Below are 15,980 nucleotides of genomic sequence, written 5' to 3'. Positions count from 1 at the left end.
TACCGAGGGCCCCACGTCCGATTCCAGCATCGCCGGACTCGACCCCTATGTCCGTGTCGCACCAATCAATGCTTATGCGTCGCTGAGATCAGCTCAGTGGCCCACCGGGGCGGCCGGAGGGCCGCAGATACATAGCGTCCCGGACACGACGCATGCGTTGACCGGCCGCCATTCGCTTTCCATTCTGGGTGCCAGAAAGGAGAGCGACATGAGCGACACCAAAATCGGCGACGACGGCCGGCTGGCGGACTGGGACGATTCCCTGCCCGAGCCGCCCGACCACGACGCCGACGTGGACTCTTCCGACCAGCCCGAGCCGGAGGAGGTGCCCGATGCGATTCTCGATGAGTGACTACTCGATCAGCGCCAAGGAGAAGGGCTGGGGTCCCGGCTGGTCGGCCAACCGGTCGGCCGACATGGCGCGGGTCCGGGCCGACCGCTCCGGCACCGGGATCAACGTGCACAAGCGGGTCGCCCCGCTGGTCGACATCCTGCTGGACGAGAGCGAACGGCGCGGTTACCGGTTCCATCCGAAAAGCTGCGGCGGGTACGTGAATCGCGCCATCAAGAACACGGACAAGCCCAGCAACCATTCCTGGGGGCTGGCCGTCGACCTGAACTGGGACCGTAATCCGGAAACGTTCGACGGCGAGGTGCACACCGATCTGCCGGGCTGGCTGGTGGCCCTCTGGAACCGGTACGGATTCGCCTGGGGCGGCCATTACCGGAATCGGCACAAGGACCCGATGCATTTCGAGTTCATGGGTGCCCCGGCCGACGCCGACGAGATGCTGGCGAAGGCCCGCCGGGAACTGATCGCGAAAGCGACGCCGGTCCCGGCACCGAACCCGACCCGCAAGTACACGGTCGCGGCCGGCGACAACCTCTCGGCGATCGCCAACCGGCTGCACATCGGCGGTGGCTGGCAGGCCCTCTTCCAGCGCAACCGGCAGGTGATCGGCCCCGACCCCAACAAGATCAAGCCGGGCATGGTGCTGACCCTGCCTTGACCGGCCGGGCTTCCCGGGGGCGCGCGCCCTCGGGAAGCCCCTCACTGAAGCGTCAGGACGGCCGCGCCGTCGACCCGTCCGGCCGCCAGGTCGGCGAGCGCTTCCGCGGCCCGCTCCATCGGGTACGGGTCGACCTGCACGCGCATCCGGTGCCGGGCCGCGAACCCGAGCATCCGCCGCCCGTCCGACCGTGTGTTGGCCGTGACGCTGCGCACCGTACGCTCCTGGAACAGCTCTTTTTCGTAGTTCAGCGCCGGAATGTCGGTGAGATGGATGCCGGCCACCGCGAGCGTCCCGCCGCGATCGAGGGCGCGCAGCGCGATCGGCACGAGGTCCCCGTTCGGGGCGAAAATGATCGCCGAGTCGAGCGGTTCGGGGGTGCCGTCGTCGGCGCTGCCGGCCGAGAGCGCGCCGAGTTCGAGGGCCAGCTTCTGGGCGCGCGGCGAGCGGGTGAAGACGTGCACCCGCGCGCCGGAGGCGACCGCCACCTGGGCGGTCAGGTGCGCCGACCCGCCGAACCCGTAGATGCCGAGCCGCCCGCCGGTGGGCAGGTTCGCCTGGTCGAGCGCGCGATAGCCGATGATCCCGGCGCACAGCAGCGGCGCGAGCTCCTCGTTGGAGTAGCCGCCCGGCAGCCGGTACGCGAAGTCCGCCCGTACGGTCGTGAATTCGGCGTAGCCGCCGTCCACGTCCCAGCCGGTGTACTGCGAGTGGGGGCAGAGATTCTCCCGCGCCGAGCGGCAGAACAGGCAGATCCCGCAGGTCGACCGCAGCCAGGCCACGCCCACCCGGTCGCCCTCGCGGAAGTCGTCCACCCCCTCGCCGAGGCCGGCCACGTGCCCGACCACCTCGTGCCCCGGTACCACCGAGGGCCGGTGGGTGGCCAGCTCACCGGTCGCGACGTGCAGGTCCGTCCGGCACACCCCGCACGCGTCGACCGCCACCAGCAGCTCTCCCGGCCCCGGCCGCGGCGCCGCCATCTCGGTCCACGACACCGCACCCACGACGTCGGCGCCCGGCGCCCGCACCTGCCATCCCAGCATCGGCCCCACCTCCGCCGTCCATCTTGGCCCGGATCCTGGGCGTGTCACCGGGTGGCCGCGCGCGCATTGTTGGGACAGCATCGAGGTTGACGGTCGGATCTACGACGAGGTGGACATGACTACGGTCGGGGTGCTGCTCGAGACGGCGGGGCGGGAGCGGCGGGTCGCGCTCACCCCGGACGGGGCCGCGCGGCTGCGCAAACAGGACGTCGAGGTGCTGGTCGAGGCCGGCGCGGGCCGCCGGGCCTGGTTCGAGGACGCCGGCTATTCCGGTGCCGGCTGCGAGGTGGTTCCGCGCCTTCGGGTGTACGCCGAGAGCGACATCCTGGTCTGCCTGCATCCGCCCGAGGACGTCGCTTCGTGCCGCCCCGGCCAGCTGCTGGTCGGCCTGCTCGGCCCGCTCGGCGATCCCGGCCTGGCCCAGCGCCTGGCTACCGCCGGCGTGACGGCGGTCAGTCTCGATCTGCTGCCCCGCACGCTGAGCCGGGCGCAGGCGATGGACGCGCTCACCTCGCAGGCGAACGTGGCCGGCTACAAGGCCGCGCTGCTGGCCGCCGAGGCGTACCCCGGCTTCTTCCCGATGCTGATGACCGCGGCCGGCACCACCCGCCCGGCCCAGGTCCTGGTGCTCGGCGCCGGCGTGGCCGGCCTGCAGGCGATCGCCACCGCGCGCCGGCTCGGCGCCCAGGTCACCGGCTACGACGTCCGCGAGGCGGCGCGCGCCGATCTGGCCTCGACCGGGGCCGCGGTGCTGGAGCTGAGCACGCCGAGCGCCGAGGCCGGCGGCGGGTACGCGCGCGAGCTCACCGCCGACGAGGCCGGCGCCCAGTCGCGCGGGCTGGCCGGCGCGGTGCCCCGGTTCGACGTCGTGATCACCACCGCGCAGGTGCCCGGCGGCCGCGCGCCGCTGCTGGTCACCGCGGACGCCCTGGCCGGGATGCGGCCGGGATCGGTCGTGATCGACCTGGCGTCGACCGAGTCCGGCGGGAACGTCGAGGGCTCGGTCCCGGACACCCGGACGGTCACCGATCAGGGCGTGACCGTGATCGGGGCGGCGAACCTCGCGTCCACCGTCCCGGCGGCGGCTTCCACGGCGTACGCAAGAAATGTTCTGGCTCTGCTCGCCCTGCTGATGCCCCGTGGCGAGGTCGTGCTCGACCTCGACGACGAGATCCAGCGAGCGGTCGTGATCAGCCACGGCGGCCGGGTCGTGCAGCCGCGCGTCCGGGCGCTCCTCGAGGAGAGCAAGGAGATCCGCTCATGAGCCCGCTGCTGCTGGCCGATCTGACCGTGTTCACGCTCGCGCTGCTGGTCGGTTTCGAGGTGATCAGCAAGGTGCCGGCCACCCTGCACACGCCGCTGATGTCCGGCGCGAACGCGATCCACGGCGTGGTGATCGTCGGCGTCATGCTGCTGGCCGCTTCGGTGAGTGGGATCGGTGGCGATGTGCTGCTCGCCGTTGCCGCTTTCTGCGCGGCCATGAACGTGGCCGGCGGTTATGTGGTCACCGATCGGATGCTCGCGATGTTCCGGAGCCGGTCATGAGCGGTTTCGACACCATCGTTCACCTGGTCTACCTGGCCTGCGCGGTGTGCTTCGTGATCGGTCTGCACCAGATGAACGCGCCGGCGACCGCCCGGCAGGGCAACCGGATCTCGGCGGCCGGCATGGCGGTGGCGATCCTGACCACCGCGATCGTTCTCGGGCACAACCGATCGGTTTCGCTCGGCGCGGTCGTGGCGCTGGTGATCGGCGCGTTCGCCGGCGGCACGGCCGGCCTGATCGCCGCCCGGCGGGTCAAGATGACCGCGATGCCGCAACTGGTCAGCCTGTTCAACGCGGTCGGCGGCGGCGCGGCGGCCCTGATCGCGCTCGGCGATCGCGCGGCCTCGACGCAGGCCGCGGTGACCGGGGCGCTCGACGTGGCGATCGGCGCGCTCACCTTCACCGGCTCGCTGGTCGCCTCGGGCAAGCTCGCCGGCCGCATCCCCGGCCGCCCGCTCACCGTCCCCTTCGGACGGCAGATCTCGGCGGCCCTGGCCGTGCTCGCGATCGCTTTCGGCGCCTGGTTCACAGCCGAACCGAACCGATGGCTGCTCACCGGCGTCGCCGTCGCCGCCCTCGCCGCGGGCGTGCTGCTCACCCTGCCGATCGGCGGCGCCGACATGCCGGTGGTCATCTCCCTGCTCAACGCCTGCACCGGCACCGCGGTCGCGATGGCCGGCTTCGTCCTGGAGAGCACCCCGCTGATCATCGCGGGCGGCCTGGTCGGCGCGGCCGGCGCCATCCTCACCAAGCTGATGGCCGACGCCATGAACCGCCCGATCGGCGCGATCGTCGCGGGCGGTTACGGCACCGGCGACGCCGTCACGGTAGGTGCGGGAACAACTTCCGCACCCGTACGCGAAATCACCGCCGACGACGCCGCCATCCAACTCGCGTACGCCGGAAAGGTCGTCATCGTCCCCGGCTACGGCCTGGCCGCCGCCCAGGCCCAGCACGAGGCCGTCGCCCTGGCCGAGGCCCTCGCAGAACGGGGCGTCGAGGTCACCTACGCCATCCACCCGGTCGCCGGCCGCATGCCCGGCCACATGAACGTGCTGCTCGCCGAGGCCAACGCCCCCTACCCGCAGCTGCGTGACCTGGAGGAGAGCAACCCGGAGTTCGCCCGCACCGACGTGGTCCTGGTGGTCGGCGCCAACGACGTGACCAACCCGGCCGCCCGCCGCCCCGGCAACCCGGTCTCCGGCATGCCCATCCTCGACGTCGACAAGGCCAGGTCGGTGATCGTGCTCAAACGCTCACTCGGCCACGGCTACGCCGGCATCGACAACGAGCTCTACACGGATCCGCGCACGGCCATGCTCTTCGCCGACGCCAAGGCCGGCCTGGCGTCGCTGCTGAGCGGCCTCCACGCGTACGCCCGGTAAGGGCTTTCCGTTGTCGAATCCGACCGCTTGACACCGGGTGATCGGCTTGGAACGCTCGGTGGCGGAACGCACCGTCACGGCAACGGAACGTAGGAGCCGATGCCTTGCAGAGTCCACGCCTCAGCCGGCTTCTGTCCGCGCTCACCCCCGCCGCCCTGGCCGAGTTCTGGGCCGGGGTGTCCGGGCCGCTCGTCGAACCGTGCGACGACGAGACGGTGCTGGTGAGCTTTCTCTGGCGCGGGCAAGCGGTTTCCACCCGCGTCCGGTGGGGACTGGACCTGCTGCTCGAGCGGGCGCCCGGCACCGACCTGTGGCACGTCACCGCCCGGCTGCCGGCCGCGCTCCGGACGGTCTACCACCTGACCCACGACGACGCCGTGCACCCACCCCGGGACGCGAGCGGCGCCGGCCCGGCCCACATCGACCCGGTCAACCCGCGGGTGCTGCACTTCCCCGCCGACCCGACCGACCCGGACGACTACCACACGTACGCCTCGGTGCTGGAGCTGCCGGCCGCGCCGCCGGATCCGTGGAGCACGCCGCGACCCGGGGTGCCGGCCGGCACCCTGACCGAGGCCGTACTGCCCGGTGTCGCCCTGGGATCGCCGCGCACGGTCGCCGTCTACCGCCCCGCCGGCACACCCTCGACCGGTCTGCCGGTGCTGGTCGCCTTCGACGGCTTCCCGGCCCGGCGGGTCCTGCGCATCCCGGCCGTCCTCGACAACCTGATCGCGGCCGGAGCGATCCCGCCCATGGTCGCGCTCTTCGTGAGCAGCGTGGAGAAGAGTCGCGAACAGGACCTCACGCCGACCCCGCCGATCCACATCTTCATCGAGCGCGAGCTGATGCCGTGGGCGAGGGAGACACTGGAGGCCGGAACCGACCGCCGCGGGAACGTCATCGCCGGGGTGTCGCTGGGCGGGCTGGCCGCGTCGTACGTGGGGCTGTGCGCGCACGAACTCTTCGGCGGGGTGATCGCACAGTCCGCCTCCTTCTGGTGGCCGAACCCCACCGTCGCCGAGCCCCAGTGGCTGATCCGCGAGGTCGCCCAGTACCCGCACGTCGACGTCCGGTTCTACCTGGACGTCGGGGTCAACGAGACGGCCGCCGGCCCGGGCGGCGCGCCGGATCAGGTGACCGCGGTACGCGGGATGCGGGACGCGCTGACCGGGCAGGGGTACGACGTCACGTACGCCGAGTACGTGGGCGGCCACGACTACGTGAACTGGCGCCGCACCTTCGCCGACGGGCTGATCGCCGTGGCCCGCCTCTAGCATTTCCGGCGCGGTCCCCGCCAGCCGGCGTCTGGCCCTTGGTGCTGGTCGGCACCGTCAGTACGCAGTACGCATCGCCGACCGGTGGAGAGGATTGGACGTGTCAGAGGACGCCGAAGGGCTTTCCGAGTTCGGATACGAGCTGGGCTTGTTGATGCGCGTCCGGCGCACCGGCTGGTGGCATGCGGGCGTCGGCAACCCTGAATCGGTCGCCGAGCACACCACGCGTACCGCGCAGCTCGCCGCCCTCATCGCGGCCGGGGAGGGGGCCGACCCGGCCCGAGCCGCTTTCCTCGCCCTGTGGCACGACACCCAGGAGACGCGCACCGGCGACCTCCCGCACACAGCCAGCGCGTATCTGACCAAGCCGGATCCGCGCCAAATCACCGCCGATCAGACGGGCCGACTTCCCGAAGGACCGCGAGAGCTGATCCGCGCAGCCGTCGACGAGTACGAGACGCGCGAGACCCTCGAAGCCCGATGCGCGAAGGACGCGGACAAGCTCGAAATGCTGCTCCAGGCGGTCGAATACCGCGACGCCGGCGTGACCCGCACCGGCGGCTGGATCGACTCGGCGCAGAAAGACCTGCACCTCGAAACGAGCCGCCGGATCGCCGAAGCGGCCCTCACGGTGTCGCCGCTGTCGTGGCGGGAGCGCTGACCAGACCGACCCCCGTCTAGCTCGTCCGGAGGTGGCGCCACGCCCGCCCGGCCAGGCCGTAAAGGCCGTAGGCGAGGACCGCCCCGCCGACCAGCCGCACCCACCAGGCCTGGTGACCGGTCGCGATGAGCGTGCCGCTGACCACCGGCACGACGTCGGACCACACGCTGGGCTCCGCCGGCGCCGCCGGCTCCTGGTTGAAGGGGTCCCGGCCGATCGTGTCCTGGCAGATCGACGCCAGCTGGGGGCGGCTGAACTCGTTGCGCAGCACCGCGTCCTCGACCGGGCGGAGCACCTGCCGCAGGCGTTCGAACTCTTCCGTGGTCAGGCTGGCCATGAGCGGTCGCGGCGGCCCCTCGACGAGCCACAGCTCGACGCGGTCCGCCGTGTCGGTGGATGCGAGTGTCCAGACGGTCCCCATGCGCCCCTCCCCGTCGAGACGGCACATCATGCCATGCCTGTCGATGTGCCCGGGGACACTCTTTCTTGACCGGTACAGAAGGCGGGGTTACTGTACCGGTACAGAAGGAGGTTTGCCATGTCACTCCCGGTAGCCATGATCATCGGTGTCGACCAGGTCCGACGGCAGTTCGCCGAGAGCGCGCCGGACGCGCCCGCCCGTCCCGAGGTCGCGCGACCACCCCGGGCCCGCCGAGCCCGGGCCGCGTCGGCTCGCGCGCTGATCCGGCTGGCGCAGGCCATCACCCCGCCCGAACCGGCCTGCCGCTGAGCGCGACGAAACCCGCCCGGACCGGCCCGCCACCGACGGCGATGAAACCCGTCCGGACCGGCCTGCCGCTGAGCGCGACGAAACCCGCCCGGACCGGCCTGCCGCTGGGCGCCGCCGAACCCGGGCGGAGCTATGGTGGCCCGGTGGCGGCACGGGTGACACTGCAGACCATCGCCGACCGGGTGGGCGTGAGCCGGATGACCGTGTCCAACGCCTTCTCCAAGCCCGACCAGCTCTCCGCCCCGCTGCGCGAGCGCATCCTCGCCGCCGCCCAGGAGCTCGGCTACGTCGGGCCCGACCCGGCGGCCCGCGCCCTCGCCAAGGGCTCCACCGGCGCGGTCGGCGTGATGTTCACCCACTCCCTGCGGTTCGCCTTCACCGACCTGGTGGCCACCGGCTTCCTCGGCGCGATCGCCGACGAGCTCGCACCCACCGGCCTGTCGCTCACCCTGCTGACCTCGGCCGACGACGGCGAGATCGTCCCCGCCCGGGACGTCGCCATGGATGGCGCGCTGCTCTACTCGTGCGACTGGACGTCGCGGGCGGTCGACTTCCTGCACCGCCGGCGGCTGCCGCTGGTCTACGTCGACCAGGACCCGGCCGACGACATCCCCAGCGTCAACGTCGACGACCGGGGCGGCGCCCGCGCGGCCGCCCGGCACCTGCTCGGCCTGGGCCACCGGCGGATCGGCCTGCTGCTGTCCAGCGTGCGCCCGCCGTACGGGCTGCGCGACGCCCCGGTCGTGGCCCAGGGTCACGCGGCCCGCCAGCGACTACGAGGCTGGCTCGACGAGCTCGGCCCGGCGGCCGCCGAGCTGATCACGGCCAGCCAGGACGGCACCGGCCCGGAGCAGGCCCGCTGGGGCGCCCGGCTGCTGCTCGACCGCCCCGACCGGCCGACCGCCGTGCTGTGCTTCTCGGACGCGGCCGCCTTCGGGGTGCTGCAGGTCGCCGCCGAGCTGGGCATCGACGTCCCCGGCGAGCTGTCGGTCGTGGGCTTCGACGACAACCCCCTCGCCGCGCAGGTACGGCCGGGGCTGACCACGGTCCGCCAGGACGTCGCCGCCAAGGGGCGGGCGGCGGCTGCCGCATTGACTGCCGCCATCGATCGGGCCCGGACGGGCGCGACGGCCCCCGCCGAGCACGTCCTGCTACCCACCGAGCTGGTGATCCGGGAGAGCACCGGCCCGCTCACCTGACGGTCAAGCGTCGCGGAGCCGCGCCTTCTGCACCTTGCCCATCGCGTTGCGCGGCAAAGCATCCAGCAGCCGTACGGCCCGGGGGCGCTTGTGCGCGGCCAGGCGCTCGGCCACGAAGGCGATCAGCTCCGTCTCGGAGACCGGATCGGCCACCACGAACGCGGTGATCCGCTCCCCCAGGTCGGCGTCGGGCAGCCCGAGCACCGCCGCCTCGCGCACCGCCGGATGCAGCAGCAACGCGTCCTCCACCTCGCCCGCGCCGACCCGGTACCCGCCCGTCTTGATCAGGTCGGTGGAGGCCCGCCCGACGATCCGGTGCCAGCCGTCCGGCCCGATCGTGGCCACGTCCCCGGTCGGGTACCAGCCCTCGCCCCACGACTCGACCGCGCCGCCGCGCAGGTAGCCGTCGAACAGTGTCGGCCCCTGGATCTGCAGGTGCCCGATGGTCGCGCCGTCCGCGGGCAGCCCGGCGCCGGACTCGTCGACGATCCGGCTGGCGATCCCGGCCAGCGGCAGCCCGACCTGCCCGGCCCGGCGCTCGCCGTCCGAGCGGGCGCTGATCGTGATCAGGGTCTCGGTCATGCCGTACCGCTCGACCGGCGCCTGCCCGGTCAGCTCGCGCAGGTCCTGGAAGACCGGCGCGGGCAGCGGCGCGCTCCCCGAGACGAGCAGCCGGGCGCCGGCGAGCCGGCGGGCCTCGGCCGGCCGCGCCGCGATCCGGGACCACACCGTGGGCACACCGAAATACATGGTGCCGGCGTTCCCCGCGTACGCCTCCGGGGTCGGCCTTCCGGTGTGCGTGAGCCGGCCGCCCAGCCTGAGCGGTCCCAGAGCCCCAAGGACCAGACCGTGTACGTGATACAGCGGCAGCCCGTGGACCAGCGTGTCGGCCGGCGTCCACTGCCAGGCCGAGGCGAGCGCGTCGAGGTCGGCCGCGATCGCCGCCCGGGAGATCACCACGCCCTTCGGCGCGCCGGTGGTGCCGCTGGTGTAGAGCACGAGCGCGGGCGCGTCGCCGGGCGGCTCCGCCGGGATCGTGGTGGCCCGCCCGGCCCGGGTGATCGGCACGACCGGCAGGCCGTCGGCGTCGGGGGCATCCGTGAGCAGCAGCGCCGCGCCCGAGTCCGTGAGCATGTGCTCCCGCTCGAGGACGCCCGCATCCGGCGGGATCGGCACGATCGGCACGCCGGCCAGCAGCGCCCCCGCCACCGACGCGATCGTCGCCGCGCCCGGAGCCGCCTCGACCGCCACGATCGGCGCCCCGGCGAGATCGCCCGCGATCGACGCCGCCCAGCCCAGCAGGTCGTGCCGCGAGCACGTCCGCTCGGGCGTGACCAGGGCGGACGAGAGATCATCACCGGCGACGAGGGCGGAGAGCAGCGGCATGGCCGCTACGCTACCCAGCCGATTAGCTGGACCGGGCACGCGGGGCGGGCGCATGCTGCCAGGGGGAGCCCGTTTCTACGCCGGAGGTGACCATGAACGCACAGGTGGGCGACCGGATCGTGGTCAAGGGGGTGCACGTCGGCGACGCCACCCGGGTCGGCGTCGTCACCGCGTTGCGGCACCCGGACGGCACGCCGCCGTACGAGGTCCGCTGGCTCGACGACGGCCACGAGGGGCTGATCTTCCCGGGGCCGGAGGCGCACGTCGAGCACGAAAACGCCTGAGCGTCGAGCACTACTAGGCGCCGAGGCAGACGAAGCCGGTGCCGGCCGCGACCCCGGCGAGGGCCGCGGCCGGCGGCACCCCCGCGACCAGCGCCCGGTGCAGCCCGACCATCGCGTCGGTGGCGGGGACGTCGGCGACCCGGCCCACGCTCGCGATCACCGTGCTGGTCCCGGCCGCGAGCAGGGCCGACGCCATGCCGAACGACTCGTCGCCCGGCCGTATCTCGGTCACCCCCAGCTCGCAGCTGGCCAGCACCACCACGCCGGGCGGCCGTTCGAGCCGGGGCAGGTCGTAGCCGAGCAGCGGCCCGCCGTGCAGGTCCAGCGACGAGAACAGCGGGTTCTCCGCCTCGTGCCGCCCGTGCGCGGCCAGGTGCGCCACCCCCGCCCCGTCGAGCGCCGCCAGCGTGGCCGCCGGGGTGGCGGCCGAACCGGACAGCACCACACTCCCGAGGTGAAGAGATGATATTTCGGTAATCTCCTCTTCGCTGCGGAGAATTCCCGGTCCGGCCACCACCAGCGACGGCCCCTCGGCGCGGCCCGCGGCGGCCAGCCACGACGTCGCCGAGGGCGCCACCGTCACCGGCCGGCCCGCGCAGGCCGGCAGCATCCCCCACGGCACGGTCATCAGCAGCCCGGTCGGCACCACCACCAGCGGCCGGTCGCCGATCCGCGCGAGCAGCGGCGTGAGCACGGCGTCCTGCAGCGTCCGCGCGTCGCCCCGGGTCGCCGCCGCGACCGCCGCCGCCAGCCGCGCCGGCATCGCCCGGCCCGCGCCGGTGTCGAGATCGGCGCGCAACCGCCGGATCGCCTCCTCGGCGGCGGCCAGGGAGCCGAGAGCCAGGAGCTCCACGGCCCGGTCGTCCGCCACCAGCGTGTGCAGGGTCACCCCGTCGCTGACGTACGAGACGAGCACCGCCCCGCCGAGCCGGGCCCGCACCGCGGCCAGGGTGGCCACCCGCGACCCGCCGGCCGCGCCGCGCACCTGCCAGGCGCTCTCCCGGATCCGGCGTTGCAGCGCGTCGGCCCGCCCGCGCAGCGCCGCCACCGGCGCGCCGGCCACCTCGGCGGCCCGCAGCGCCTGCCGGGTCTGCCGCAGCTCCTCCAGCGCCGACGCGGTCTCCGGATCGTCCGGCGGGCGCACCTGCGGCAGCCGCAGCGCCTGCGCCCGCCCGCGCTCGGCCCAGCGGAAGATGTCGGCCGGCCGGCCCGCCGCCACCGCCGCGGCGAGCCCGGCCCGGGCCAGGTCCCGGCCGTGCGCCGAGGCCCCGGTCTGCAGGTCGAGGCAGCCGAACCGGCCGCGATACCGGTGCAGCGTCGCCATTCCGGCCGCGAGCTCCCGCGACGCCGCCGCCGGCCGCCCGGCCGAGGCGGCCAGCTCGGCCCGGGCGAGCCGCCACACCAGCCGGGTGTCGAGCCGGTCGAGGCGGCCGGGCGAGCCCGCCTCGGCCAGCAGCCGCCGCGCTGTCCGGGGCCGGGTCGCGGCCAGGGCGCGGGCCGCCACGAGCAGCGCCACCCGGGCGTCCTCGTCCATCCCGAAGCGCCGCAGCCGCCCGGCCAGCCGCCGGCACCGCCGCGCCAGCCCGTCCGGCGCCTCCGACGGCGACGGCAGCACAGCCCGCGACCCGGCCTGCGCCTCCGACGATGGAGGCGCCAGCACGGCCCGCGACCCGGCCTGCGCCTGCGGCAGCGGCGACGGCGACGGCGACGGCGACGGCAGCGATGGCGACGGCAGCGCGGCGCGCAGGCCGAGCAGCTCGGCCAGGGCGGCCCGCCGCCGGTTGCCGCGGCGCAGGAAGTCGGCCCGGGCATCCGCGGACCAGGCCGCCGCGGCCGCCGGCCGACCGGCCAGCAGCGCCGCCTCGGCCCGGGTCTGCAGCGCCTCCGCCCGGATGTGATCCTGGCTCTGCGCCGCCGACATCGCCACCGCCGCCGCGAGCTCCCGGTCCGCCTCGCCGAACAGCCCCGCCGCGATCAGCGCCCGGGACCGCTCCATCGCCAGGTTGCCCAGCCGGCCCGGGCAGACCACCTCGTACGCCGGCCGGGCGGTCGCGAAGAATCCCAGCGCCGCCGGCAGGTCACCCGCGGCCACCGCCACGCACCCGAGGTTCACCTGGATCACCGCGGTCATCATGGTGAAGTCGTGCCGGGTCGCTATTCGCAGGCCCCGGTACAGGTCCTCCCGGGACGGCCCGGCCCGGCCGCCCTCGAAGGCGATGATGCTGCGGTTGTTGAGCGCCTTGACCAGGTCGAGCGGCGCGTCGCGTTCGTTCAGCCCGGCCACCGCCCGGTCGAACTCGGCGAGGGCCTGCCCGTTGCGGCCCTTGCGCCACAGCATCAGCCCCCGCTGGGCGTGCAGGACCGCCCGCCCGCCGGCCGGCAGCAGCGGCTCGGCCTCGTCGAGCAGCCGGAAGCCGAGCGCCACGTTCCCCCGCTCGGACTCGACCCAGGCGAGGCTGACCAGCACCCGGCCGCGGGCCGCCGGTCCGGCGCCGTCGGCCAGGCGCAGCGCCGCCCGCATCCGCCGGACGGCGAGCGCGGGGCGCCCGTCCTCGCTGGCCGCGAGCCCGGCGGCGTACAGGTCCGCGGCCCGGCCGGCCAGGACCGGCGGGGTCAGAGCTGGAGCGATGGCGTCACCACCTTCGGCGTTCCGGTCGAGGGCGGATGGATGAGCAGCTGGGCCAGGCCGTGCGGGACCTCGTCGAAGACGAAGCGCCCGGTGTCGTCCGCCGTGACCACCCGCGGCTCGGCCGGCTCGGGCAGCCGCAGCTCGACCACGAGGGCGGCGGCCGGCGCGAGCCAGCCGTCCACCCGCACCAGGTTGTCGGCGCGCTCCACCACCGTGATCATCACGGTGCGGCTGGCGGCGTCGAAGGTGACCGTGTGCGCCTGTTCGCCGGCCCGGGCGAGGGCCGGCGTGGCCTCGGCCAGGCGGGCCACCTCGGCCTCCAGGTCGGTGAGCGCCAGCGCGAACAGCACCCGCTCGTCAAGGTCGGGCGGGGGCGGGTCGTCCCGGGCGATCCGGGCGAGGATCTCCCGGTCGGTGTCGTCCCCGTCGCCGGTCACGGTGTGCCCCAGGCCGGGTCGGCGAGCAGCATCGCCCGCAGCTTGGCCAGGCATCGCGACCGGGTGGGCCCGATGCTGCCGTGCGGCAGGCCGAACATCGCGGCGATCACCGTGTAGTCCGGCCGCTCCACCTGGGCGACGATGCGCAGCAGGTCGCGGCAGCGCTCGGAGAGCCGCTCGAAGTGGGTCCACAGCACCCGGTCGCGTTCGTCGGCGATCAGCCGCTCGCCCGGCGCGGGCCCCGGGTCCACCGCCGTCGCCACCGCGGCGCCGCCGTCGGGCACGTCGCGCCGGGCCCGCTGCCGCCGGTGCCAGGCCTCCCGCCGGGTCGTGGTGATCAGCCAGGCGGTGACCGCGCGGGGCGTACGGATCTCGTGCAGCCGGCGCAGCAGCTCCAGCCACGACGTCTGGACCACGTCCGCCGCGTCCTCGGCGGCCAGCCCCTGCCCGCGCGCGACCCGCCAGAGCACCGGGTCGAGCACCCGGACGAGCTCGCGCAGCGACTCCCGGTCGCCGTCGCGGGCCCGTTCGAGCAGCTCGCCGAGGCGGGCGTCGGCGTCCACCGCGTCAGCGGGCGACACGGGGAATCGCCAGGTCGGCCGCGAAGTTCGCCGCGGCGAACGAGGTGCCGCTCCAGCGCGCCCATTTTCCGCCGGGCATGATGCTCTCCACGTTCACGCCGTCCCGGTACCGCTCCACCCAGGGGCCGAAGTTGCTGAACTCGGCGTGGTAGCCGCCGAAGCCCGCGCCGACCCCGATCACCGAGGCCGACGACGCCGGAAAGATCTCCTCGCCCTGATGGTTGTTGCCGGCCGAGGCGACGGCCTGCACCCCCTCGGCGGCCAGCTCGGCGAGCAACCGGTCGATCTCGTGTTGCAGCGGCTGGTCGGTCCGGTCGCCGGGCACCCGGCCGAACGCCATGCAGAGCACGTCCACCGGGTGGTCGCGGCGGACATAGCGGAGCAGCCACCCGAGCGCGTCGAGCACCGTGCACTCATGGACCCCGCCCTGGTCGTTCATCACCCGGACGGACAGCACCCGGGCGCTCCGCGCCACCTGCCGGATGATGCCGGCGATGAAGGTGCCGTGCCCGGCCCGGGTCTGCGCGGCGCGGAAGGGCGCCTCCGCGTCGCCGGTGAGGTCCGGCTTCCACGGGTCGACGGGGTCCGCCGCGGCGTCGATCAGGAACGGGTCGTCCTCCGGCGCGTCCGGCAGCCACTCGTGCCGGTGCACGCCGGAGTCGAGCAGGGCCACCACGGGCCGGCGCAGCTTCTCCGGCACCGGCAGCCACTCGCGCGGCGGCTCCGTACCCTCGTCCGGGGTGAACTCGCTGAAGGTGAGGCCGTGGCCGACGCCCCGGCTGAAGAACAGGAACGTGCCGTCGACGTAGGCCGAAAGCAGGTGGCATTCGCGCCTGCCCTCCGCGCGCAACGTCCGCACCACGGCGCCGGCGTCTCCGCCGATCACCGGCACGATCACCGCCGAGGACCCCGCCGGGCGGAACTCCCCGGCGAGGCGGCTGGTCAGGCCGCGGCTCCGCAGAATGTCGTTGAGATGACCCACGCCCTTGATGCTGTCCGGGTCGCCGGTGAGTACCAGGGCGTGCTGGCTGTGCGTGGCGTGGTCGGTGGCGCTCATGTCCGCCTCCAGGTCTGGCGTGAACGTACGGTCACCGGCGAGGTGGCCGTGCGTGTTGCCTGGATACCTATCGTCGCGATGCCGCCTGCCGGACACCGTCACCCGAACGGTCACGCTCCGGGGAACACCCGGTCCACCATGGTGAGCAGGGTGGCGGTCAGCAGCTTGTGCACCTGGGCGCGGGTGAGCTCGCCGCGCTGCAGCCACTCCCGGGCGGTGGAGGTGGCCAGGCCGACGTACGAGCGGGCCATCGCGTGCCGGGCACCCCCGCCGGCGGGCAGGCCGACCGCGGTGAGCACCCGGTCGGCCGCCACGTCGATCGCCCCGGAGATGACCCGGTCCACGTCGGCGTCGCCGGCCATCCCGCCCGCGGTGATCGCGCCCAGCCAGGAGGTGCTGTGCCGGGAGACCACGTCGAGGAACCAGGACACGATCGCGTCGGCCCGGCCGGGCAGGTCGTCGGGCGGCGGCAGCAGGGTCAGGGCGTCCTCGGGCACGGTCAGCATCACCCGGACGACCTCGAGGTACAGCTCCTTCTTCGTACCGAAATAGTGGTTGACCAGCCCGCGGGCGACGCCCGCACCGTTCGCCACGTCGCCGGTCGAGACCGCGGCATAACCGCGCTCGCCGAACAGGCGGACCGCCACCGACAGGATCTGCTCGCGCCGGGCGTCCGGCTCGAGGCGGCGGCGCCGGGCGGTATCCACACTCACGTGCTGGACCCTACCGGCGGCGGCTCGTTGACACACTGCCAACAAT

18 protein-coding genes are annotated in these 15,980 nt (G+C 74.1%); 10 read left to right on the top strand and 8 right to left on the bottom strand.

The features are described from left to right. Together IH26_RS62395 and IH26_RS0140680 are read left to right on the top strand one after the other, a co-directional pair. Window positions 1–352, top strand: a 352-nt coding sequence (locus tag IH26_RS62395) for a hypothetical protein (protein ID WP_211268850.1), incomplete at its 5' end; no start/stop codon positions are given. Then, entirely contained in the window at window positions 333–1,010 is a 678-nt protein-coding gene (locus IH26_RS0140680) for a M15 family metallopeptidase (protein WP_084599514.1), read from the top strand. The genes IH26_RS62395 and IH26_RS0140680, both read left to right, overlap by 20 nt. A gap of 41 nt (window positions 1,011–1,051) precedes the next feature. On the opposite strand, the gene IH26_RS0140675 is transcribed toward IH26_RS0140680, so the two are convergent. Next, window positions 1,052–2,053 (bottom strand): zinc-binding alcohol dehydrogenase family protein, encoded by a 1,002-nt coding sequence (locus IH26_RS0140675; protein ID WP_030441626.1) that lies wholly within the window; start codon window positions 2,051–2,053, stop codon window positions 1,052–1,054. Between the two features lie 115 nt (window positions 2,054–2,168). On the opposite strand from IH26_RS0140675, the gene IH26_RS0140670 reads away from it, so the two are divergent. The 5 genes from IH26_RS0140670 (at window position 2,169) to IH26_RS0140650 (ending at window position 6,918) form a co-directional block, all read left to right on the top strand. Beyond that, window positions 2,169–3,317: an NAD(P) transhydrogenase subunit alpha gene (locus tag IH26_RS0140670; RefSeq protein WP_030441625.1), complete on the top strand. Its 1,149-nt coding sequence runs from the start codon at window positions 2,169–2,171 to the stop codon at window positions 3,315–3,317. Continuing rightward, window positions 3,314–3,598, top strand: coding sequence for an NAD(P) transhydrogenase subunit alpha part 2 (locus IH26_RS0140665; protein ID WP_030441624.1), 285 nt, complete (start codon window positions 3,314–3,316; stop codon window positions 3,596–3,598). Before IH26_RS0140670 ends, IH26_RS0140665 begins: the two co-directional genes overlap by 4 nt. Continuing rightward, entirely contained in the window at window positions 3,595–4,983 is a 1,389-nt protein-coding gene (locus IH26_RS0140660) for an NAD(P)(+) transhydrogenase (Re/Si-specific) subunit beta (RefSeq protein WP_030441623.1), read from the top strand. The genes IH26_RS0140665 and IH26_RS0140660 overlap by 4 nt, the downstream gene beginning before the upstream one ends. Before the next feature lie 104 nt (window positions 4,984–5,087). After that, a complete protein-coding gene (locus IH26_RS0140655; protein WP_030441622.1) occupies window positions 5,088–6,257 on the top strand; it encodes an alpha/beta hydrolase in 1,170 nt (389 codons plus the stop codon). 100 nt (window positions 6,258–6,357) lie between these two features. Continuing rightward, the gene (locus IH26_RS0140650) at window positions 6,358–6,918 is read left to right on the top strand and encodes an HD domain-containing protein (RefSeq protein ID WP_030441621.1); all 561 of its coding nucleotides are present in this window, start codon (window positions 6,358–6,360) and stop codon (window positions 6,916–6,918) included. A 16-nt stretch (window positions 6,919–6,934) separates the two neighbouring features. On the opposite strand, the gene IH26_RS0140645 is transcribed toward IH26_RS0140650, so the two are convergent. Continuing rightward, window positions 6,935–7,339 (bottom strand): hypothetical protein, encoded by a 405-nt coding sequence (locus tag IH26_RS0140645; protein ID WP_030441620.1) that lies wholly within the window; start codon window positions 7,337–7,339, stop codon window positions 6,935–6,937. Window positions 7,340–7,456: 117 nt separating this feature from the next. On the opposite strand from IH26_RS0140645, the gene IH26_RS60430 reads away from it, so the two are divergent. Together IH26_RS60430 and IH26_RS0140635 are read left to right on the top strand one after the other, a co-directional pair. After that, entirely contained in the window at window positions 7,457–7,648 is a 192-nt protein-coding gene (locus IH26_RS60430; protein WP_034216999.1) for a hypothetical protein, read from the top strand. 41 nt (window positions 7,649–7,689) lie between these two features. After that, window positions 7,690–8,847, top strand: coding sequence for a LacI family DNA-binding transcriptional regulator (locus IH26_RS0140635; protein WP_169789892.1), 1,158 nt, complete (start codon window positions 7,690–7,692; stop codon window positions 8,845–8,847). A gap of 3 nt (window positions 8,848–8,850) precedes the next feature. Here the strand turns inward: IH26_RS0140635 and IH26_RS0140630 are convergent, their stop codons facing one another. Then, entirely contained in the window at window positions 8,851–10,233 is a 1,383-nt protein-coding gene (locus IH26_RS0140630) for an acyl-CoA synthetase (protein WP_030441618.1), read from the bottom strand. A gap of 92 nt (window positions 10,234–10,325) precedes the next feature. On the opposite strand from IH26_RS0140630, the gene IH26_RS0140625 reads away from it, so the two are divergent. Beyond that, entirely contained in the window at window positions 10,326–10,517 is a 192-nt protein-coding gene (locus IH26_RS0140625; protein WP_030441617.1) for a DUF1918 domain-containing protein, read from the top strand. Window positions 10,518–10,530: 13 nt separating this feature from the next. Here the strand turns inward: IH26_RS0140625 and IH26_RS0140620 are convergent, their stop codons facing one another. The 5 genes from IH26_RS0140620 to IH26_RS0140600 form a co-directional block, all read right to left on the bottom strand. Then, complete coding sequence (locus IH26_RS0140620; RefSeq protein WP_030441616.1) at window positions 10,531–13,038, bottom strand: CHAT domain-containing protein; 2,508 nt, start codon at window positions 13,036–13,038, stop codon at window positions 10,531–10,533. A gap of 92 nt (window positions 13,039–13,130) precedes the next feature. Then, the gene (locus tag IH26_RS0140615; RefSeq protein ID WP_030441615.1) at window positions 13,131–13,583 is read right to left on the bottom strand and encodes a hypothetical protein; all 453 of its coding nucleotides are present in this window, start codon (window positions 13,581–13,583) and stop codon (window positions 13,131–13,133) included. Then, the gene (locus tag IH26_RS0140610; RefSeq protein WP_030441614.1) at window positions 13,580–14,164 is read right to left on the bottom strand and encodes an RNA polymerase sigma factor; all 585 of its coding nucleotides are present in this window, start codon (window positions 14,162–14,164) and stop codon (window positions 13,580–13,582) included. Before IH26_RS0140610 ends, IH26_RS0140615 begins: the two co-directional genes overlap by 4 nt. Beyond that, a complete protein-coding gene (locus IH26_RS0140605; protein WP_030441613.1) occupies window positions 14,151–15,221 on the bottom strand; it encodes a S8 family peptidase in 1,071 nt (356 codons plus the stop codon). Before IH26_RS0140605 ends, IH26_RS0140610 begins: the two co-directional genes overlap by 14 nt. 110 nt (window positions 15,222–15,331) lie before the next feature. Further along, window positions 15,332–15,934 (bottom strand): TetR/AcrR family transcriptional regulator, encoded by a 603-nt coding sequence (locus IH26_RS0140600; protein WP_030441612.1) that lies wholly within the window; start codon window positions 15,932–15,934, stop codon window positions 15,332–15,334. Window positions 15,935–15,980: the final 46 nt, after the last annotated feature.

This window comes from Actinoplanes subtropicus (genome assembly GCF_000721705.1).
Taxonomy (GTDB): Bacteria; Actinomycetota; Actinomycetes; order Mycobacteriales; family Micromonosporaceae; genus Actinoplanes; species Actinoplanes subtropicus.
The sequence above is the reverse complement of the archived record's forward strand: the minus strand, read 5'-3'. Positions and strand labels throughout refer to the sequence as shown.